The sequence below is a fragment of the Citrobacter sp. CRE-46 genome, assembly GCF_059615875.1.
This window is the reverse complement of the sequence record NZ_CM184341.1, coordinates 292,962-312,703: the sequence shown is the minus strand read 5'-3', so window position 1 is coordinate 312,703 and position 19,742 is coordinate 292,962. Positions and strand designations below refer to the sequence as shown.

Sequence of the window (19,742 nt, the reverse complement as noted above, 5' to 3'; positions counted from 1 at the left end):
CACCATTATGCTTCACCTAAATAGGCGCGGATCACGTCCGGGTTATTACGAATCTGTTCCGGCGTCCCGTTCGCCAGCGGCGTGCCCTGGTTTACCACGTAAATACGGTCGGAAATGCCCATCACCAGTTTCATATCGTGCTCAATCAACAGAATGGTGGTGTTGTGATGATTGCGCAGCTCGGCAATCAGCTCGTCCAGCTCTTTGGTCTCTTTCGGGTTGAGGCCAGCGGCAGGCTCGTCAAGCATCAGGATCTCCGGTTGCGTCACCATGCAGCGGGCGATCTCCAGACGACGCTGGTCACCGTAGGCGAGGTTACTGGCCTGGCGGTTGGCATGCTCCAGCAAACCAATACGCGCAAGCCAGGTAGCGGCGCGATCCAGGGCTTCACTTTGCGCGCGACGAAACGACGGCGTTTTTAACAGACCGGAAAAGACACCGGTTTTCAATTGCTGATGTTGCGCCACCAGCAAGTTTTCAATCACCGTCATTTCGCGAAACAGGCGTACGTGCTGGAAAGTACGCACCACGCCCATACGCGCAATTTGCTGACCCGGCAGCCCTTCCAGATGCTGGTCACGCAGCTTAATCGTCCCACCCGTCGGTTTATAAAAACCGGTCAGGCAGTTAAAGACCGTGGTTTTTCCCGCGCCGTTCGGCCCGATTAACGAGACGATTTCCTGCGGTCTCAGTTCCAGCTCAACGTTGTTCACCGCCAGCAGACCGCCGAAGCGCATCATCAGGCCGTTAACGGATAATAATGGCTGACTCATGCCTGCTCTCCTTTTGCGTCCCCGTTTTTCAGCTTCAACTGCGGACGGGTCATCGGTAACAAGCCCTGCGGACGCCAGATCATCATCAGTACCATCAAACCACCCAGCATTAACATGCTGTATTCATTGAAATCACGCATCAGTTCGCGTGACACCACCAGCAGGATAGCTGCGAGAATGACCGCAAACTGCGAGCCCATTCCACCCAGTACCACAATCGCCAATACAAAGGCCGACTCGGCAAAGGTGAACGATTCCGGGCTGACAAAACCCTGCCGCGCGGCAAACAGCGTGCCGGCAAAACCCGCGAACGCGGCGCTGATGGTAAAGGCGGTCAGCTTGATGCGTGTAGGATTTAAGCCCAGCGAACGGCAGGCGATTTCATCTTCACGCAGCGCTTCCCACGCACGTCCCAGCGGCATGCGCAGCAGACGGTTGATGACAAACAGCGAGAACACCACCAGCAGCAGCGCCACCAGATAGAGGAAAATCACGCGATCGGACGGGTCATACTTCACGTTAAAGAAGTTGCTGAAGGTATCCCAGCCGCCTTCACGCGCGCTGCGGCTGAACTCAAGACCGAAAAAGGTGGGTTTCGGGATCTGGCTAATACCGTTCGGGCCGCCGGTGATTTCGGTGTTGTTGAGCAGCAGGATACGGACGATTTCGCCGAAGCCTAAGGTCACAATCGCCAGATAATCACCGCGCAGGCGCAGAACCGGGAAGCCGAGCAGGAATCCCGCAGCGGCAGAAACCAGCCCCGCCAGCGGCAGACAGGTCCAGAAACCGAGGCCGTAATAGTGGTTCAGCAGCGCAAAGGTGTAAGCGCCGATGGCATAGAAGCCGCCGTAGCCCAGCACCAGCAGACCGGAAAGCCCCACCACCACGTTTAAGCCGAGGCCGAGGATGATATAAATCATCGTCAGCGTGGCGATATCGACCGTACCGCGCGAGACCATAAACGGCCATGCCACGGCAATCACCAGCAGCGCCACCAGAAACAGTTTCTGTTTAACAGTGGAGCCGTCAATCGCTGGCAGAATAAACTTCGGCCCGGAGACGCTCTTCAGACCTTTCTGGAACGCCGGACGCAACAGTTGGAAAAGAAACACGACGCCAGTGCCGATAAACACCCACTGCCAGCGGATATCCGCAGCGGTGTCCACCACCAGTTTGGTGCCGTCCAGCTCTAACTGGACGCCCATGAAGACGCCCGCCAGGATGAAGAACATGGCGGCAGAGAGCAGCGCCATTGCAAAATGCATCGGTTTCATACTTTCTCTACCTCCGGACGACCCAGAATACCGGTCGGCATCACCAGCAGTACCAGAATCAGCAACGCGAACGACACCACGTCTTTGTATTCCGTACTCAGATAAGCAGAGGAAAGCGCTTCGGCAACGCCCAAAATCAGGCCGCCAATCATCGCGCCAGGAATACTGCCAATGCCGCCCAGTACCGCCGCGGTAAAGGCTTTCATCCCGGCCATAAAGCCGATGTAAGGGTTAATTACGCCATAGAACTGACCGAGCAGCACGCCCGCAACCGCCGCCATTGCCGCACCGATCACAAAGGTCAGCGCAATCACACGGTCGGTGTTAATGCCGAGCAGGCTGGCCATTTTCAGATCTTCCGCACAGGCGCGGCAGGCACGTCCCATACGCGAATAGCGGATAAACAGCGTCAGTGCCAGCATCGCGAGGAAGGTTACAATCCAGATAACCAACTGCATAGTGGTGATAGATGCAGAGAAGTTATCACTACTGCCGACAGTCCACTGGCCGTTAAACAGGCTGGGCAGCGCCACGTCGCGTGAACCTTCCGTCAGGCTGACGTAGTTTTGCAGGAAGATGGACATCCCGATAGCGGAAATCAGCGCGATCAAGCGCTTGGAGCTGCGCACGGGCCGATACGCCACCCGTTCAATACTCCAGCCGTAGGCGCTGGCAATCACAATCGCGCCGACGAAACCCGCCGCGACCAGTAGCCAACTGGAATCAATCCCCATCATCATTAGCGCAGCGATGATCATGAAGGAGACATAGCTGCCGATCATATACACTTCGCCATGGGCGAAGTTGATCATGCCAATAATGCCGTACACCATCGTATAACCGATGGCGATCAGCGCGTAGGTGCTTCCCAGCGTGACGCCGTTAAACATCTGCTGCAAGAAATAGAGGAACTGCTCGGACATAAGGTAACCTTTCTTAACCCGCCCGTTTTGCACGGGCGGTGGGATAACTCGTCTTCAGGTATTACTTCGCAACGGTTGATGAACCATCTGCGTGCCACTGGAAGACACCAAACTCAAATCCCTTCAAATCGCCTTTTTCGTCCCATTTCAGCGGCCCAATCACGGTATCAGCCCCGTGTGCTTTCAGATCTTTCACCAGATCCAGCGGCTCTTTGCTTCCGCTGCGATCCATTGCGCTCGCCAGTGACTGGACGGCTGCATACGTGATCCACACGTATGGTCCACTTGGATCTTTCTTGTCAGCTTTAAGCGCATCGACAATCGCTTTATTCGCCGGATCCTGGTCATAGCGTTTTGGCATCGTCACCAGCATGCCTTCTGCGGCATCACCGGCGATGTTAGACAGAGAGGCATTACCCACACCCTCTGGCCCCATAAACTGCGTTTTCAGGCCAACGGATCGCGCCTGGCGCAGCATTTGCCCCATTTCCGGGTAGTAGCCGCCGTAATAGACGAAGTCGATATTTTCTTTCTTCAGACGGGCAATCAGCGCAGAGAAATCTTTTTCCCCGGCGGTGATGCCATCAAAGAAGACGATGTTGGCTTTGCCCGCTTTCAGGCTGTCCTGTACCGAACGCGCCAGGCCTTCGCCGTATTGCTGTTTATCATGGATGATGGCGATGCGCTGCGGCTTCACCTTCTCCAGAATGTATTTCGCAGCGGTTGGTCCCTGAGAGGAGTCCAGACCCGCAGTACGCATAATGTGTGCGTAACCGCGCTGGGTCAGTTCCGGGTTAGTGGCGCCCGGGGAAATCATCAGGATCCCTTCGTCTTCATAGATGTCTGACGCTGGCTGAGTCGAAGATGAGCACAGGTGGCCAATAACATACTGAATACCGTCGTTGACGATTTTGTTTGCTACGGCAACGGCCTGTTTTGGATCGCAAGCATCGTCATATTCCACGGCCACCAGCTTGTCGCCTTTGATCCCGCCTTTGGCATTGATATCTTTAATGGCCTGACGTGCGCCATTAAATTCCATATCACCCCACTGCGCGACCGGACCCGACATCGCCCCGACAACAGCCACCTTGATATCTTCTGCCATGACAGCATGCGACATTGCCAGTGCTATCACCCCTGCGATGATTGTTTTCGCATTCCGTTTCATTAACTGAATCCCCATTCGTGACGTAATTAATATTTTGTATTTATGTGGTTAAAAAGCAGACTGTGCTTTTTTTGAACTGCACTATTTTTACCAGTCTCATTAATGGGTTAGCGCAGTTTTTTAAGCAAAATCAGACTAAAATCTCTATATTTCAGTCGATTAAGAAAAGATAATATTCTGCTTTTCACTATAGATAAACAAAAAAAAGCACGTTTGTCAGCATAAAATAACGGTACAAAGAGCGGAATAAAATGCTGCATTCCAGGGTATTATCCTGCCTGTTTTTCAATCTCTAATGTTTCAAACTGTCATTACCGTTGTCGCAAAACTATTAACCTGGTTAATCGCATAAAAAAGAGAAAGCATCCGGGCGAATTATTTCGGTACACTGATCTCATCTTTTGTGATTTGGACATGCTGCTAATGAAGCTGACCATCGTTCGTTTAAACAACTTTAGCGCCCAGGATCTGATTGATCTGGGCAAAATCTGGCCGGAATATTCCGCCTCATCATTAAGCGTAGATGAAACGCACCGGATCTACGCCGCGCGTTTTAACGAGCGTCTGTTAGGCGCAGTACGTGTCACCCTGAGCGGCACACAAGGTGCTCTGGATTCGTTGCGCGTACGTGAAATCACCCGTCGTCGCGGCGTCGGGCAGTATTTGATCGAAGAGGTGATCCGTGAAAACCCAAGTGTGAGTTCATGGTGGATGGCAGATGTAGGCGTTGAAGACCGCAGCGTGATGGCCGCGTTTATGCAGGCGTTAGGCTTTACAGCCCAGGCAGATGGCTGGGAAAAAAGATAAAAAAGCCGGATGGCGCTGACGCTTATCCGGCCTACATGCTGGGAGCAAAAAATAAAAAACCACCTCGCAATTTTCCAGGTATGTAGGCCGGGTAAGGCGAAGCCGCCACCCGGCACTCAATTACTTGGCGTCGGTCGCCGTCCCGTTTGCATGCCAGTCAAACACGCCGAATTCGAAGCCTTTCAGATCGCCCTTCTCGTCCCAGGACAGCGGCCCCATTACGGTTTCTACTGAGTTTGCTTTCAGGTACTTGGCAATTTCAGCCGGATCGTCAGACTGGTTCAGACCGGCCTGCAAGGATTGCAGCGCGGCGTAAGTGGTCCACACGAATGCGCCACTCGGATCCTGTTTCTTGGCCTTGATAGCATCCACAATCGGCTTGTTCGCTGGCACCTGGTCGTAGTTCTTCGGCTTGGTTACCAGTAAGCCTTCCGCAGACTCACCCGCGATGTTAGACAGCGACACGTTCGCTACCCCTTCCGGACCCATAAACTGGGTTTTCAGACCTGCGGCACGAGACTGACGCAGGATCTGCCCCATTTCCGGGTGATAACCACCGTAGTAAACGAAATCGATATTCTCTTTCTTCAGGCGCGCTACCAGCGTCGAGAAGTCTTTTTCACCGGCGGTAATCCCGTCAAAGAACACCACGTTAGCATTGCCTTTCTTCAGGCCGTCCTGCACCGCACGCGCCAGACCTTCACCGTACTGCTGCTTATCGTGAATGATGGCAATGCGTTGCGGCTTCACTTTTTCCAGAATGTATTTGGCGGCAGTTGGCCCCTGATCGGAATCCAGGCCGGTGGTACGCATCACCAGCTTATAACCACGCGCGGTCAGCTCCGGCGCCGTCGCTGCCGGGGTAATCATCAGAATGCCTTCATCTTCATAGATATCTGACGCGGGCTGGGTAGAAGATGAGCACAGATGGCCGATAACGTATTTAATCCCGTCGTTAACCACTTTGTTCGCGACCGCTACCGCTTGTTTCGGGTCACAGGCATCGTCATATTTCACCACGACCAGTTTGTCACCTTTCACCCCGCCCTTGGCGTTGATATCCGCAATCGCCTGCTCTGCGCCAGTAAACTCCTGATCGCCATACTGCGCTACCGGACCGGACATTGCGCCGACAACGGCCACTTTAATATCCTTAGCAAACGCCATGTTGCTCAAAGACAGGGCGATACATCCTGCCAATAACGCTTTACCCTTCATATTCATCCTGACAATCCCCATTATTGTGGTTATTACGTGTGTTGTGATGTTGTTGTTCAGCACTTTATTTCGATTATTGGATAGCCACCCGTGCTTTAGCAGCATACTCTGCTAAAACATACCCGATTTTTATTATTTTGGAATAGCTAAATTTACATCCAGATAACAAATTCGTGTCTGGGGAGAGGAGGAAAGGTCGTAGGCCCGATAAGCAAAGCGCCATCGGGCAAAGGTGTTGCCGGATGGCAGCGTAAACGCCTTATCCGGCCTACAAAAAACAAAACCCCCGAATTCACATTCGAGGGTTCATTGGCAATGCGCGAAGATTACGCTTCGATTGCCGCGCGCAGTTTTTTCATGGCGTTCTTTTCAAGCTGACGAACACGTTCAGCGGAAACGCCGTAGCGATCGGCCAGTTCCTGCAACGTTGACTTGTTGTCTTCGTCCAGCCAACGGGCGCGGATGATATCCTGGCTACGTTCGTCCAGACCTTCCATTGCGTGAGTCAGTTTGTTCGCGGCCTGATCTTCCCAGTTATCTTCTTCAATGCCATCGGCAAAGTTAGAGGATTTATCCTGCAGATACAGAACCGGCGCCATCGGCTGGCTGTCAGACTCGTCGTCTGAGGACATATCAAACGTCATGTCCTGCGCCGCCATACGGGATTCCATTTCGCGCACGTCTTTGCTGGAAACACCCAGCTCACGAGCCACCATTTCAACTTCGTCCTGGTTGAACCAACCCAGACGCTGCTTGGTCTTACGCAGGTTAAAGAACAGCTTACGCTGTGCTTTAGTGGTCGCGACTTTCACGATACGCCAGTTACGCAGAACGTATTCATGGATCTCAGCTTTGATCCAGTGCACGGCGAAAGAAACCAGGCGCACACCCACTTCCGGGTTGAAGCGGCGCACGGCTTTCATCAGGCCGATATTACCTTCCTGAATCAGATCCGCCTGCGGCAGGCCATAGCCCGCGTAGTTACGAGCAATATGAACAACAAAGCGCAGGTGAGACAGGATCAGCGTTTTAGCTGCTTCCAGATCGCCCTGGTAATGCAGCTTTTCAGCCAGCGCCCGCTCCTCGTCAGCCGACAACATCGGCCACGCGTTCGCAGCCCGGATGTAAGACTCCAGGTTACCAACAGGGGCTAAAGCTAAATTTTGCATTTCTTTGGTCATTCAAATCCTCTCAATCTTTTCATCTGGCGCGTTGGCAAAAACTAATTAACAAAAACCAGTAGCAACAACCATGCCAGAGCTTATGAGCAACGAGAATATCATTCAATCTTTTATCAGACAGTGATTTTATCCACAAGTTCCATGTCGTAATGTGTATAGATTACGCACAAAATGTGACATCACAATGAATACGCCGGGAAGAGATAACAGGGACTCTTTCCCTGCAGAGCGAACTACTCAGTGCAGGGAAAGATTATACCAGAGATTTTTTAATCGGGGGTAAAGTGGCGTAAATGTTGAACCGTGGCAAGCCAGGCTGCCACCCAGCCGATCATTGAGCACACCAGCAGTAACAACAGGCACTCGTCGAATGATAAGCCATTGATATCAAACTTAGTTCCAAAGACCTGCGCCACTTCAGTCACCGCTGACGACAGACGCATCACCAAAATTTCTGACAAAATCAGTGAAAGAAATGCGCCGGAAAAACCGAGCAGCGCGCCGCCGTAAAGGAATGGGCGCAGGATAAATCCGTCGGTTGCGCCAATCAGCTTCTGCACGTTAATGGTATCGCGACGCGCAAAAATACTCAGGCGCACGCTGTTACCAATGACGAGGAAGACCGCCGCCACCATCAGCACGCCAATCATCGCGGATACGCGCCCCACGAGTCCCGTCAGCGCCGCCAGACGAGCAAACCAGCTGTCATCCATTCGCACTTCATCAATACCGTTGATTTGTGCAATACGGTCGCGCAGGGTGTTCAGCGACTCCGTACCCTGGAAGTCCAGTTTCGGGATAACCACCGCTACGGCAGGAAGCGGGTTCTCTTCCAGCATGTCCAGCGCGCCGCCAAAACCGGACCAGTTACGGAATTCGCCCAGCGCATCTTCGCGGGAAAGATAATTTACTTTCTCAACGCCCTGTTCGGCCTGCAACTGACCAACCACCCGCGCCGCCGCGTCATCATCCAGCGTTTTTTGCAGATAGACGGTGATTTGCGGCGAAGGGTAATACTGGCTTGCCGCCTGGTTTACGTTTTTATAAACCATGTAGCACACGCTGGGCAGCGTCAGGGAGATGGCGATCACCATTACCGTGAGGAACGTCGCCAACGGCTTACTTTTCAAGTCCTGCAACGCGCCATGGAACGCATAGCGCACCTGCTCGTTAAAAACGTTGGTTTTACGTGAGTTCGGTTTTGGCGCGGCTTTCGCTCGTTTTGGCGCATTGCGACCACCGTCACCCGGCGCGCCGCCTGATTTACGAAAACGATCCAGTCGGCCACCGAACTGTTTGATTTGATTGATAGCGTCACGTCTATTCATGCGCCAGGCCTCCATGCAGGTGTCCATCACTCAGGACCAGCTGGCGGTAGGAGCGACGGGAGATCAGTCCAATGTCATGCGTGGCCATTAATACCGTGACCCCGACGCGGTTAAACTCTTCGAACAGGCGAAGGATCCCTTCCGACAGCGCGTCATCCAGGTTCCCCGTCGGTTCATCCGCCAGCAGTACCGCAGGTTTATTCACCACCGCGCGGGCGATACCCACGCGCTGTTGTTCACCGCCAGAGAGCTGAATCGGGAAGTTTTTCGCTTTGTCCAACAGCCCGACCTTATCCAGTGCCGCTGACACGCGACGACGAATATCGTCCCCGCTGGCGCCCGCGATGATCAGCGGGATTGCCACGTTGTCAAATACGGTTCTGTCCATCAACAGGTGGTGATCCTGAAAAATCATGCCAATCTGACGACGCAGAAACGGCACTTCACGGTTTTTCAAACGGCTGATGTCATGCCCGCTGAAGTAGATTTTCCCGGCGCTGGGCCGTTCAATTCCACAGATCAGCTTTAGCAGGGTACTTTTACCCGCACCAGAGTGGCCGGTCAGAAACGCCATCTCGCCAGGCTGCATATGGAAGGTCACTCCCTGCAGCGCTTGTCTCCCACCGAGATAGGCCTTGCTGACATGTTCAAAGCGAATCATTGTTAATCCTCTCGGGCAAAAAGTGCCTCTATAAAATCGTCCGCTTTAAACGGACGTAAATCCTCGATACGTTCGCCCACACCAATATAGCGGATAGGGATGCCAAACTGATCGGCAACCGAGAAGATGACCCCACCCTTCGCCGTACCGTCCAGCTTGGTCAGGGTGATACCGGTTAAGCCCACCGCTTCATGGAACAGTTTGGCCTGGCTTATCGCATTCTGCCCGGTACTGGCGTCGATAGTCAGCATAACTTCATGCGGTGCCTCTTCGTCGAGCTTCTTCATGACGCGAACGATTTTTTTCAGTTCTTCCATCAGGTGCGATTTGTTCTGCAAACGGCCTGCGGTATCAGCGATCAGCACGTCTACGTTACGTGCCTTCGCGGCCTGGATGGCATCAAAGATAACGGAGGCGGAATCCGCACCGGTATGCTGCGCAATCACCGGAATATTGTTACGCTGACCCCAGACCTGCAACTGCTCTACCGCTGCCGCACGGAAGGTATCGCCCGCCGCCAGCATCACCGTTTTACCCTGCTGCTCAAACTGACGCGCCAGCTTACCAATGGTAGTCGTTTTACCCACGCCGTTTACGCCAACCATTAAGATAACAAATGGCGTTTTACCCTCGACGTTCAGCGGCTCATCAACCTTCGCCAGGATCTCGCCCATCTCATCTTTCAGCAGGCCATACAGCGCTTCTGCATCTTTGAGTTGCTTGCGGCTGGCGCCTTCCGTCAGATTCGCAATAATCTTACGGGTCGTTTCTACGCCCACATCCGCAATCAGCAACTGCTCTTCCAGCTCTTCAAACAGATCATCGTCGATCTTTTTACCGCGGAACAGACTGATAAATCCGGAACCAAGGTTTTCTTTTGTTTTCAGCAGACTGCGTTTCAGACGCGCAAAGAAACCTTCTTTAGTTGGTTTTTCCTGCTCCTGGACCGCCTCTTCTTCTACCGGTTTTTCAACGACAGGTTCTTCAACCGGCACCACCATGACGGCTTCTTCCGCCGCTTCGGCAGCCAGGGCCTGCGCTTCCAGCTCTTCGTCAGTCAGTTGCGGTTCGTTTTCGGCTTCTTCTTCAACCGCCTCGACGATTTCGACAGTTTCCGCTTCAGCCTGCCACTCTTCGGCAGAAACATCTGCGGTTTTCACCTCTTCCGGCAGCGGCAATTCTTCGCGTTCGATAACCGCCGCCGCAGGGGTTTCCACTTCAGGTTCAACAGTGGATTCAGCAACCGCCTCAGCCTCCGGCTGCAGTTGCCCGGCAACAGGCGCTGCTTCCGGCTGCAGTTTTTCGATTTCAGCAACTTGTTCCGTGACTTCAACAACTTCAGCAGCAAAGGCTTGTGTTTGTGCCTCGCTACGGGTTTCCTCGGCGCGCGGCTGTTCGTCAACGACGGTAGTTTCTTCAGCAACCGGTTGTTGTTCTTCGTTTTTTAGTTCTGTCTCGTTTTCCGGTGCCTGCTCTTTTTGACCAAAGCCCAGCCAGGAAAAAAAGCCACGTTTTTTCTCTTTCGCCATTTGCGACTACACTCCCCCGCTGTTGCTTCATGGCACAGCGTCAACGCTATGTACATAGCAGCTAAAAAAATGATGAAATAGTCTATCACTTATACCCAATGAATTTCGAGTTACGTCAAGGCGGCAAGCGCACGAATCCCGATGAGCTTACTTTTAGTAAGTGATTCGGGTGAGTAAGTGCAGCCAACGAAGAGGTAACTTGAAAGGCGAAGGGTTAACTTAACTCACATCACCGCCTGGCATGACATGCTATAGGCGGATTGAGCAATAATAGAAATGAAAAAACCGAATCACTCTGGTAGCGGCCAGATCCGCATTATTGGCGGGCAATGGCGTGGCCGTAAACTCCCGGTTCCGGACAGCCCCGGCCTGCGCCCGACCACTGACCGCGTACGCGAAACCTTATTTAACTGGTTGGCCCCGGTAATGGTCGATGCACATTGCCTGGACTGCTTCGCCGGCAGCGGCGCGTTGGGGCTGGAAGCGCTCTCTCGCTATGCGGCAAATGCGACGCTTCTGGAGATGGATCGCGCGGTATCGCAGCAGTTGCAAAAGAATCTTGCTACGCTGAAGGCAAATCATGCCCGCGTCGTCAACACCAATACGCTGGCGTTTCTGGCCCAACCCGGTACGCCGCATAACGTGGTGTTCGTTGATCCGCCGTTTCGCAAAGGATTACTGGAAGAAACTTTAACGCTTCTGGAAGCCCATGGTTGGCTGGCAGATGAAGCGTATATTTACGTTGAGAGCGAAGTCGAAAACGGCCTGCCGCCGGTTCCGGTAAACTGGTCGCTATACCGTGAAAAAGTGGCAGGACAGGTCGCCTACCGCCTGTATCAACGTGAAGCACAAGGAGAGCACGATGCTAATTAATCTGGGACGTCTGTTGATGCTGTGCGTCTGGGCATTTTTATTACTGAATATTTTCCAACCCTTCCCACGCCCGCTTAACATCTTCGTTAACGTCGCGCTGATCTTTATGGTGCTGATGCACGGCATGCAATTGGCGCTGCTAAAAAGCACCATGCCAAAAGATGGCCCGCAGATGACCAGCGGGGAGAAAATCCGCATTTTCCTGTTCGGCGTCTTTGAGCTGCTGGTCTGGCAGAAGAAGATTAAGGACCAGTTGAAGAAGTAACTGGGATGTTTTCGCCCGGCGGCGCGTTGCGAGCCGGGGCGACAAAATTTGTAGGCCGGATAAGGCGTAAGCCGCCATCCGGCATCAGTGAGATGAAACCTTAGCGTTCAGCCGTAAAATCAATAAAACGCGAACCTTTGTAACTCAGCGTGCCTTTGTCCCCGACCGTTAGCGCATGGTACTGCCGGGCATCCAGACGAAACGTCTGCTCCAGACCGCCGCTTTGCGGCTTAAAGCTGGCTTCATAGCGCATGCTGGTTCCTGCCGGGCTCACTTCCTGTTGACGGGATCGCCGATCGTTAAGTGGTTTTTCCCGCTTATTACTCACTACCACCTGCTTTTGCACCAGCGGTGCTGCATCGTTATCCGCTTTTTCACGCCGCTGCTGGACAAAGCGAAACGACGCGGCGACAACAATTAAGACGATGATAACAATGAAAAAAAGCGGCGGTTTGCTCATAGTATTAACCCATCAGAAAATGCGGAAATAAGCATACATTGCCTGTTATGGTGTTGTCATCTGGCAGTGTCGACCTCTACACTGAACAATAGAGCCGTAAGCACCCCGCTTACGAAAAAATAACGAATTCAAGGAACTAAGATGCTTTGGTCGTTTATCGCTGTCTGCCTTTCCGCATGGTTGTTCGTGGATGCTTCCTATCGTGGGCCCGCCTGGCAACGCTGGGTCTTTAAACCCCTCACTTTACTCCTGCTGGCGCTGCTGGCCTGGCAGGCGCCAATGTTTAACGCCATCAGCTATCTGGTGCTGGCAGGGCTGCTTGCCTCACTGCTGGGCGATGCGCTGACGCTGTTGCCGCGCCAACGTCTGCTCTACGCCGTGGGGGCGTTTTTCCTCTCGCACCTGCTGTATACCATCTACTTCGCCAGCCAAATGACGCTGTCGTTCTTCTGGCCTTTGCCATTGGTATTGGTAGTGCTGGGGGCGTTGCTGATCGCCATCATCTGGACACGGCTGGAAGAGCTGCGTTTAGCGATCTGTACTTTTATCGGCATCACGCTGATGATGGTCTGGATGGCGGGCGAACTGTGGTTCTTCCGTCCCACTGGCCCCGCGCTGTCGGCATTCCTCGGTGCCTCATTATTGTTCATCGGCAATTTTGTCTGGCTGGGTAGCCATTATCGCCGCCGCTTCCGCGCCGATAACGCCATTGCCGCCGCCTGCTACTTCGCCGGACATTTCCTGATTGTTCGTTCGTTGTATCTCTAATATCGCTTGACTCTGGAGTCGACTCCAGAGTGTATCCTTCGGTTAATACGAAATGATTATTAACCGGAGGATGCCATGTCGACGCCCGATGCCCCTGGCAAAAAAGCCCCACAATTTTCTTCTTTCAAGCCAGTGCCAGCCCCACAAAAGGCGGACGACTGCTGCTGCGAAGGAAGTTGCTCCACCCCAACCACCGTATCCGAAAGCGTAATGGGCATCCGTTATTCCTGGAAAGTGGCAGGAATGGACTGTGCCGCCTGCGCCCGAAAAGTGGAAAATGCGGTCCGCCAGGTGAGCGGCGTCAACCAGGTCCAGGTGCTGTTCGCCACCGAAAAACTGGTCGTCGACGCGGGTTATGAGATCCGTCAGCAAGTTGAAAGCGCGGTACAAAAGGCAGGTTATACCCTGCGCGATGAACAAGCGCCGGAAGCCGCCCCTGAATCACGTCTGAAAGAGAACCTGCCGCTGATTTCGCTGATAATCATGATGGCGATTAGCTGGGGGCTGGAGCAGTTCAATCATCCTTTCGGCCAGATAGCGTTTATCGCCACCACGCTGGTCGGCCTGTATCCCATTGCCCGCCAGGCCCTGCGTCTGATGAAAACCGGCAGCTACTTCGCCATTGAAACGTTGATGAGCGTGGCTGCGATTGGCGCACTGTTTATCGGCGCGACGGCGGAAGCCGCCATGGTGCTACTGCTGTTTTTAATTGGTGAGCGCCTGGAAGGGTGGGCCGCCAGCCGCGCCCGCAAAGGTGTTAGCGCATTGATGGCACTCAAGCCAGAAACCGCCACGCGCCTACGTAATGGCGAACGCGAAGAGGTCGCAATCAATACGCTCCGGCCTGGCGATGTTATTGAAGTTGCCGCCGGTGGACGTTTACCCGCCGACGGTAAGCTGGTCTCCGGTTTTGCCAGCTTTGATGAAAGCGCCCTGACCGGCGAATCGATCCCGGTTGAACGCGCCACCGGCGAGAAAGTCCCGGCGGGCGCCACCAGCGTAGATCGTCTGGTTACGCTGGAAGTGCTTTCCGAGCCGGGCGCCAGCGCTATCGATCGCATTCTGAAGCTGATTGAAGAAGCGGAAGAACGCCGCGCCCCCATTGAGCGCTTTATTGACCGTTTCAGCCGAATTTATACCCCCGCTATTATGGCGGTTGCGCTGCTGGTTACCCTCGTCCCGCCGCTGCTGTTTGCCGGCTCCTGGCAGGAGTGGATTTATAAAGGACTGACGCTGTTGCTGATTGGCTGCCCGTGCGCGCTGGTTATCTCAACTCCCGCAGCGATTACCTCTGGTCTTGCCGCCGCGGCGCGTCGTGGCGCATTAATCAAAGGCGGCGCCGCGCTGGAACAGTTGGGCAGAGTCACGCAGGTGGCGTTTGATAAAACCGGCACCCTGACCATCGGTAAACCGCGCGTGACGGCGATTCATCCGGCAAGCGGTATAAATGAGGCTGAACTGCTGGCGCTGGCAGCGGCGGTAGAGCAAGGCGCGACGCACCCACTGGCGCAGGCGATTGTTCGGGAAGCGCAAACGCGCGAGCTGACTATTCCTGTCGCGAAAGAACAGCGGGCGCTGGTTGGCTCCGGAATAGAAGCACTGGTCAACGGCGAGCGCGTGCTGATTTGCGCCGCCGGTAAGCAGCCTGCCGATGCCTTTGCCGGACAGATAAGCGAGCTGGAAAGCGCGGGCCAGACGGTGGTGCTGGTGCTGCGTAACGATACCGTTCTCGGCGTACTGGCCCTACAGGATACGTTGCGCGACGACGCCCGCACTGCCATCAGCGAGCTCAATCAGATCGGCGTGAAAGGGGTGATCCTGACCGGTGATAACCCACGCGCGGCAGCAGCCATTGCCGGGGAGCTGGGTCTGGAATTCAAAGCGGGGTTATTGCCGGAGGATAAGGTGCGAGCCGTTACCTCTCTCAACCAACAGTCGCCGCTGGCAATGGTCGGCGACGGCATCAACGACGCCCCGGCGATGAAAGCGGCGACCATCGGCATTGCCATGGGTAGCGGAACCGACGTCGCGCTGGAAACCGCTGATGCCGCCCTGACCCACAACCGTCTGCGTGGCCTGGTGCAAATGATTCAGCTGGCGCGCGCCACCCATGCCAATATTCGCCAGAACATTGCGATTGCGCTGGGTTTGAAGGGGATTTTCCTCGTCACCACGCTGCTCGGGATAACCGGACTGTGGCTGGCGGTGCTGGCTGATACGGGGGCGACGGTGCTGGTGACCGCGAACGCGTTGCGGTTGTTGCGTAAAGGATAATGAGTGTGTCGGATGCGGCGTTGCCTTATCCGGCCTACAGGTTACACCGTCTTTGTAGGCCGGATGGCGCTTCGCTTAATGACCTTTGCGCACTAAATAGCGGTACGGCAGCGAGTCGGTCTCTTTGGCTACCAGTTCATGCTCCATAAAGGTACAGAAGCCGGGAATGTCGCGGGTTGTCGCCGGATCGTCGGCGACAATCAGCAGCGTTTCACCCGCCTGCATACCGCGCACGGTTTTACGCACCATCATTACAGGTTCCGGGCAGCGTAGTCCCTGGGCATCAAGCGTATGGTCGGGAGAGGTAAACAGATCGCTCATCGTAGTCTCATTCATGCAAAAACGGCGTTATTTTACGCTCTGTTGTGGCGTAAGCCAATCAGGTTAACGATTGCGTGAAAAACAACCATTGCAATGTGCTCTTAAAGCAGTATCATGCGACGGTTTTTTATTGGGTTCCCTCACCCCATCCAACAAAAAGGTCACAATATGACTCCGTTTACACAATCTCAGCGCGTAAAAGCGTTGTTTTGGCTATCGCTATTTCATCTGCTGGTGATCACCTCCAGCAACTATCTGGTACAGCTACCGATCTCCATTTTTGGTTTCCATACCACATGGGGCGCTTTTAGCTTTCCGTTTATTTTCCTCGCGACCGACCTGACCGTGCGTATTTTTGGCGCGCCGTTGGCACGACGTATCATCTTTGCGGTGATGATCCCCGCGCTGCTGATCTCCTATGTTGTTTCATCACTGTTCTATATGGGATCGTGGCAGGGATTCGGCGCGCTGCTGCACTTTAACCTGTTTGTCGCCCGTATCGCCGCCGCCAGCTTTATGGCTTACGCGCTGGGACAAATTCTGGATGTGCATGTCTTTAACCGCCTGCGTCAGAGCCGTCGCTGGTGGCTGGCGCCGACGGCTTCCACGCTGTTTGGCAACATCAGCGATACGTTGGCCTTTTTCTTTATCGCTTTCTGGCGCAGCCCGGATGCCTTTATGGCCGAGCACTGGATGGAAATCGCGCTGGTCGACTACTGCTTCAAGGTACTGATCAGCATTATTTTCTTCCTGCCGATGTACGGCGTGCTGCTGAATATGTTACTGAAAAGGTTGGCAGATAAATCTGAAATATCTGCATTGCAGACGAGTTAAAGGTTCATTTTCCGAGTTGTGATAAGATGGTCGAATGAGCCGTTATGGCCGTTTATCGAAAGGAAGAAGTCAATGCGCAATCTGGTTAAATATGTCGGTATTGGCCTGCTGGTTATGGGGCTTGCAGCCTGTGATAATAGCGATACAAAAGCGCCAGCAGAAGGTGCTGCCGCAGAGAGTAGCGCCACCGGACAACCGGTCAGCCTGCTGGACGGCAAACTCAGTTTTTCCCTGCCAGCGGATATGACCGATCAGAGCGGCAAGCTGGGCACCCAGGCAAACAATATGCACGTATATTCTGACGCAACCGGCCAGAAAGCGGTGATTGTGATTGTCGGCGACAATACCAACGAAGATCTTGCCGTACTGGCAAAACGTCTGGAAGATCAGCAGCGTAGCCGCGACCCGCAGTTGCAGGTCGTCACCAATAAATCTATTGAGCTGAAAGGCCACACGCTGCAACAGTTAGACAGCATCATCTCGGCCAAAGGCCAGACCGCTTACTCTTCCGTGGTGCTGGGTAAAGTGGACAACCAACTGCTGACGCTGCAAATTACGCTGCCGGCTGACGATCAGCAAAAAGCGCAAACGACCGCAGAAAACATCATTAACACGCTGGTTATCCAGTAACGGTTAAGACGATGACTCGGCCTCCGGTGACGCCACCTGAGGCCGTTTTTTTAGCCGCCAGGTCAGCAATAACGCCACCGCCACCAGCCCGGCCGCCGCCAGGTAGATAACCGGTACACCCGCCCACGTCATGACCAGCCCGGCCAGCGGCCCGGTAACGCCCAGCGATAAATCCATAAACACCGTATAGGTCGCCAGCGCGGCACCCTGATTTTGCTGCGGGACGGCTTTTACCGCCACCACGCCCAGCGCCGGGAAGACCAACGAGAACCCGGCACCTGCCAGCAGAACGCCGATTTTAGCCATCCACGGCATGGAGGCCATGCCGACCAGCAGCAGTCCAACAATCTCGACGCTAAAGCAGATCATCGCGACATTGAGCCCACCTAACCGGTTGATACCATTTGGGAATAACAAGCGAGTGCCCACAAATGTACAGCTAAAAAGCGTCAGCGCAAAAGCTGCGCCGTCCCAGCCTTTAGCATCATAAAACAGCGTGATAAAGGTGGCGATCACGCCAAATCCGGCGGAGGCCAGCGCCAGCGCCATCCCGTACAACCAAACGCGCCCAAGCACAGCGCGAAACGGTAACGGCTTGCCTTTGCTGGCCTTCACCGCCGGTCGAGGGAGCGCCAAAAGTATCGCCAGCAGCGCCACGCCCATCACGGTCAGCGCCAGTCCCTGTAAGCCACCCCAGGCGTAACACAATACGCCCAGCGGAGCGCCTATCGCCATCGCGCCATAGGTCACGATGCCGTTCCACGAAATCACCCGTCCGATATGCATTGAGCCAACAACCCCTACGCCCCATAGCGTAGAGCCGGTCCCCGCAAAGCTTTGCCCGATGCCCAGAATCACCCGCCCGATGCATAACAGCAACAAACTTACCAGCGGCCAACCTTGGGTTGATCCTGCCAGCAGGTAACCCAGGCCACTTAAAAAGCAGCCGCACAGTCCGAAGACCACGATTTTTTTCGGCCCCAGCAGATCGGCATAGCGACCGGCATGAGGGCGGCTCAGCAGCGTGGCGAAATACTGCAGGCTGATGACCAGTCCCGCCCAGAAGGCGCTAAATCCCATCACATCATGGACATAGCCGGGCAATACCGCGAGCGGCAGGCCGATGGTCAGATAGCTGGCGAAGTTAAACATCACCACCGAAACAATGCGCAGATTAAGGCGCAAACCGCTTAACGTCGGTTCAGCGACGGGTTCGGGCATGGAAGGTCACCACATTTTCACAACAGTGTTTCATTTCTACCATGTTGCAGACCATAAATCAGCAGCCAGTTTAGGAATAACAGACGCAAGCCAACCGCTACACTTAATGCAAAAACGCAAACAGGAAGAAAACATGACAACCGCTCAGCCCGATAAAACGGGTATGCATATTCTGCTCAAACTGGCCGCTTTGGTGGTGATCCTCGCGGGCATCCATGCCGCGGCGGATATCATTGTGCAACTGTTGCTGGCGCTCTTTTTTGCCATCGTATTGAACCCGCTGGTCACCTGGTTTATTCGCCGGGGTGTGCGTCGCCCGGTAGCCATTACGTTAGTGGTCGTGGTAATGCTGATTGTTCTTACGGCGCTGGTTGGCGTGCTGGCATCGTCGATCACTGAGTTCATGGCCATGCTGCCAAAGTACAATAAGGAGCTGACGCGCAAAGTTCTGTATCTGCAAGAAATGGTCCCCTTTCTGAACCTGCATATGTCCCCGGAGCGCATGTTGCAGCGTATGGACTCCGACAAACTGATGACCTTCACCACCACGCTAATGACGAGTCTTTCCGGCGCCATGGCCAGCGTCGTCCTGCTGGTAATGACGGTCGTCTTTATGCTGTTTGAAGTGCGCCACGTTCCTTATAAGCTGCGCTTCGCGTTAAACAATCCGCAGATTCATATTGCGGGGCTGCATCGGGCGCTGAAGGGCGTTTCACACTATCTGGCGCTGAAAACGTTGCTCAGCTTATGGACCGGCGCCATTGTCTGGCTGGGGCTGGCGTTGATGGGGATTCAGTTTGCTCTGATGTGGGGCGTGCTGGCATTCCTGCTAAACTACGTGCCCAACATTGGCTCGGTCATTTCCGCCGTCCCGCCCATGATTCAGGCGCTGCTGTTCAACGGCATTTACGAATGCGTGCTGGTTGGCGCGCTGTTTCTGGTCGTGCATATGGTGATTGGTAATATTCTCGAACCCCGTATGATGGGGCACCGCCTGGGATTATCGACGCTGATCGTCTTTCTCTCCCTGTTGGTATGGGGATGGCTGCTCGGCCCGGTCGGCATGTTACTCTCCGTGCCATTAACCAGCGTGTGTAAAATCTGGATGGAAACCACCAAAGGCGGCAGCAAACTGGCAATTTTGCTGGGTCCAGGCAGGCCCAAAAGTCGATTACCGGGATAAACTTGCAAATGGCACGTGAAGAATGATACACAACCCCATTATTACTAA

20 protein-coding genes and 1 pseudogene are annotated in these 19,742 nt (G+C 54.2%); 9 read left to right on the top strand and 12 right to left on the bottom strand.

The window, feature by feature from the left end; genetic code table 11:
- Positions 1 to 5: 5 nt before the first annotated feature.
- The 4 genes from livG to livK all read right to left on the bottom strand — a co-directional run bounded on the left by livG (position 6) and on the right by livK (position 4,141).
- The gene (livG, locus tag AC534G_RS01480) at positions 6 to 773 is read right to left on the bottom strand and encodes a high-affinity branched-chain amino acid ABC transporter ATP-binding protein LivG (protein WP_003827578.1); all 768 of its coding nucleotides are present in this window, start codon (positions 771 to 773) and stop codon (positions 6 to 8) included.
- Positions 770 to 2,047 (bottom strand): branched chain amino acid ABC transporter permease LivM, encoded by a 1,278-nt coding sequence (gene livM / locus AC534G_RS01475; RefSeq protein WP_087856270.1) that lies wholly within the window; start codon positions 2,045 to 2,047, stop codon positions 770 to 772. Before livM ends, livG begins: the two co-directional genes overlap by 4 nt.
- Positions 2,044 to 2,970: a high-affinity branched-chain amino acid ABC transporter permease LivH gene (livH, locus tag AC534G_RS01470; RefSeq protein ID WP_003827575.1), complete on the bottom strand. Its 927-nt coding sequence runs from the start codon at positions 2,968 to 2,970 to the stop codon at positions 2,044 to 2,046. Before livH ends, livM begins: the two co-directional genes overlap by 4 nt.
- A gap of 61 nt (positions 2,971 to 3,031) precedes the next feature.
- Positions 3,032 to 4,141, bottom strand: coding sequence for a high-affinity branched-chain amino acid ABC transporter substrate-binding protein LivK (gene livK, locus AC534G_RS01465; protein WP_085049032.1), 1,110 nt, complete (start codon positions 4,139 to 4,141; stop codon positions 3,032 to 3,034).
- 423 nt (positions 4,142 to 4,564) lie between these two features.
- On the opposite strand from livK, the gene panM reads away from it, so the two are divergent.
- Together panM and AC534G_RS01455 are read left to right on the top strand one after the other, a co-directional pair.
- Positions 4,565 to 4,948: an aspartate 1-decarboxylase autocleavage activator PanM gene (panM, locus tag AC534G_RS01460; RefSeq protein WP_038634992.1), complete on the top strand. Its 384-nt coding sequence runs from the start codon at positions 4,565 to 4,567 to the stop codon at positions 4,946 to 4,948.
- A pseudogene (locus tag AC534G_RS01455) lies at positions 4,933 to 5,027 on the top strand (hypothetical protein); the annotation flags it as partial. The gene panM and the pseudogene AC534G_RS01455, both read left to right, overlap by 16 nt.
- A 41-nt stretch (positions 5,028 to 5,068) precedes the next feature.
- On the opposite strand, the gene livJ reads toward AC534G_RS01455, so the two are convergent.
- The 5 genes from livJ to ftsY form a co-directional block, all read right to left on the bottom strand.
- Positions 5,069 to 6,172, bottom strand: coding sequence for a branched chain amino acid ABC transporter substrate-binding protein LivJ (gene livJ, locus AC534G_RS01450; protein WP_139815584.1), 1,104 nt, complete (start codon positions 6,170 to 6,172; stop codon positions 5,069 to 5,071).
- 320 nt (positions 6,173 to 6,492) lie between these two features.
- Positions 6,493 to 7,347, bottom strand: coding sequence for an RNA polymerase sigma factor RpoH (rpoH, locus tag AC534G_RS01445; RefSeq protein ID WP_038634997.1), 855 nt, complete (start codon positions 7,345 to 7,347; stop codon positions 6,493 to 6,495).
- Positions 7,348 to 7,616: 269 nt separating this feature from the next.
- Positions 7,617 to 8,675, bottom strand: a complete 1,059-nt coding sequence (gene ftsX / locus AC534G_RS01440; RefSeq protein WP_038635001.1) for a permease-like cell division protein FtsX — start codon at positions 8,673 to 8,675, stop codon at positions 7,617 to 7,619.
- Positions 8,668 to 9,336: a cell division ATP-binding protein FtsE gene (gene ftsE / locus AC534G_RS01435; protein ID WP_006687468.1), complete on the bottom strand. Its 669-nt coding sequence runs from the start codon at positions 9,334 to 9,336 to the stop codon at positions 8,668 to 8,670. Before ftsE ends, ftsX begins: the two co-directional genes overlap by 8 nt.
- Positions 9,337 to 9,338: 2 nt before the next feature.
- Positions 9,339 to 10,865: a signal recognition particle-docking protein FtsY gene (gene ftsY / locus AC534G_RS01430; RefSeq protein ID WP_110496605.1), complete on the bottom strand. Its 1,527-nt coding sequence runs from the start codon at positions 10,863 to 10,865 to the stop codon at positions 9,339 to 9,341.
- 276 nt (positions 10,866 to 11,141) lie between these two features.
- Here ftsY and rsmD point away from each other — a divergent pair, with 276 nt between their 5' ends.
- Together rsmD and AC534G_RS01420 are read left to right on the top strand one after the other, a co-directional pair.
- Entirely contained in the window at positions 11,142 to 11,738 is a 597-nt protein-coding gene (rsmD, locus tag AC534G_RS01425) for a 16S rRNA (guanine(966)-N(2))-methyltransferase (protein ID WP_110496603.1), read from the top strand.
- Positions 11,728 to 12,003, top strand: coding sequence for a DUF1145 family protein (locus AC534G_RS01420; RefSeq protein WP_042311836.1), 276 nt, complete (start codon positions 11,728 to 11,730; stop codon positions 12,001 to 12,003). Before rsmD ends, AC534G_RS01420 begins: the two co-directional genes overlap by 11 nt.
- A 100-nt stretch (positions 12,004 to 12,103) precedes the next feature.
- Here the strand turns inward: AC534G_RS01420 and AC534G_RS01415 are convergent, their stop codons facing one another.
- Positions 12,104 to 12,463, bottom strand: coding sequence for a DUF2500 domain-containing protein (locus tag AC534G_RS01415; protein ID WP_038635012.1), 360 nt, complete (start codon positions 12,461 to 12,463; stop codon positions 12,104 to 12,106).
- 141 nt (positions 12,464 to 12,604) lie between these two features.
- On the opposite strand from AC534G_RS01415, the gene AC534G_RS01410 reads away from it, so the two are divergent.
- Positions 12,605 to 13,231: a lysoplasmalogenase gene (locus tag AC534G_RS01410; protein WP_038635015.1), complete on the top strand. Its 627-nt coding sequence runs from the start codon at positions 12,605 to 12,607 to the stop codon at positions 13,229 to 13,231.
- Between the two features lie 75 nt (positions 13,232 to 13,306).
- Complete coding sequence (zntA, locus tag AC534G_RS01405; RefSeq protein ID WP_110496601.1) at positions 13,307 to 15,505, top strand: Zn(II)/Cd(II)/Pb(II) translocating P-type ATPase ZntA; 2,199 nt, start codon at positions 13,307 to 13,309, stop codon at positions 15,503 to 15,505.
- Positions 15,506 to 15,580: 75 nt separating this feature from the next.
- On the opposite strand, the gene tusA is transcribed toward zntA, so the two are convergent.
- Positions 15,581 to 15,826: a sulfurtransferase TusA gene (gene tusA, locus AC534G_RS01400; protein ID WP_038635021.1), complete on the bottom strand. Its 246-nt coding sequence runs from the start codon at positions 15,824 to 15,826 to the stop codon at positions 15,581 to 15,583.
- Positions 15,827 to 15,994: 168 nt separating this feature from the next.
- Here tusA and AC534G_RS01395 point away from each other — a divergent pair, with 168 nt between their 5' ends.
- Together AC534G_RS01395 and AC534G_RS01390 are read left to right on the top strand one after the other, a co-directional pair.
- The gene (locus tag AC534G_RS01395; RefSeq protein WP_038635023.1) at positions 15,995 to 16,660 is read left to right on the top strand and encodes a 7-cyano-7-deazaguanine/7-aminomethyl-7-deazaguanine transporter; all 666 of its coding nucleotides are present in this window, start codon (positions 15,995 to 15,997) and stop codon (positions 16,658 to 16,660) included.
- A 72-nt stretch (positions 16,661 to 16,732) separates the two neighbouring features.
- A complete protein-coding gene (locus tag AC534G_RS01390) occupies positions 16,733 to 17,290 on the top strand; it encodes a DcrB family lipoprotein (RefSeq protein WP_016154847.1) in 558 nt (185 codons plus the stop codon).
- 3 nt (positions 17,291 to 17,293) lie between these two features.
- Here the strand turns inward: AC534G_RS01390 and AC534G_RS01385 are convergent, their stop codons facing one another.
- Entirely contained in the window at positions 17,294 to 18,511 is a 1,218-nt protein-coding gene (locus tag AC534G_RS01385; RefSeq protein ID WP_087856265.1) for an MFS transporter, read from the bottom strand.
- Between the two features lie 133 nt (positions 18,512 to 18,644).
- On the opposite strand from AC534G_RS01385, the gene AC534G_RS01380 reads away from it, so the two are divergent.
- Entirely contained in the window at positions 18,645 to 19,694 is a 1,050-nt protein-coding gene (locus AC534G_RS01380; RefSeq protein WP_032940622.1) for an AI-2E family transporter, read from the top strand.
- Positions 19,695 to 19,742 lie beyond the last annotated feature (48 nt).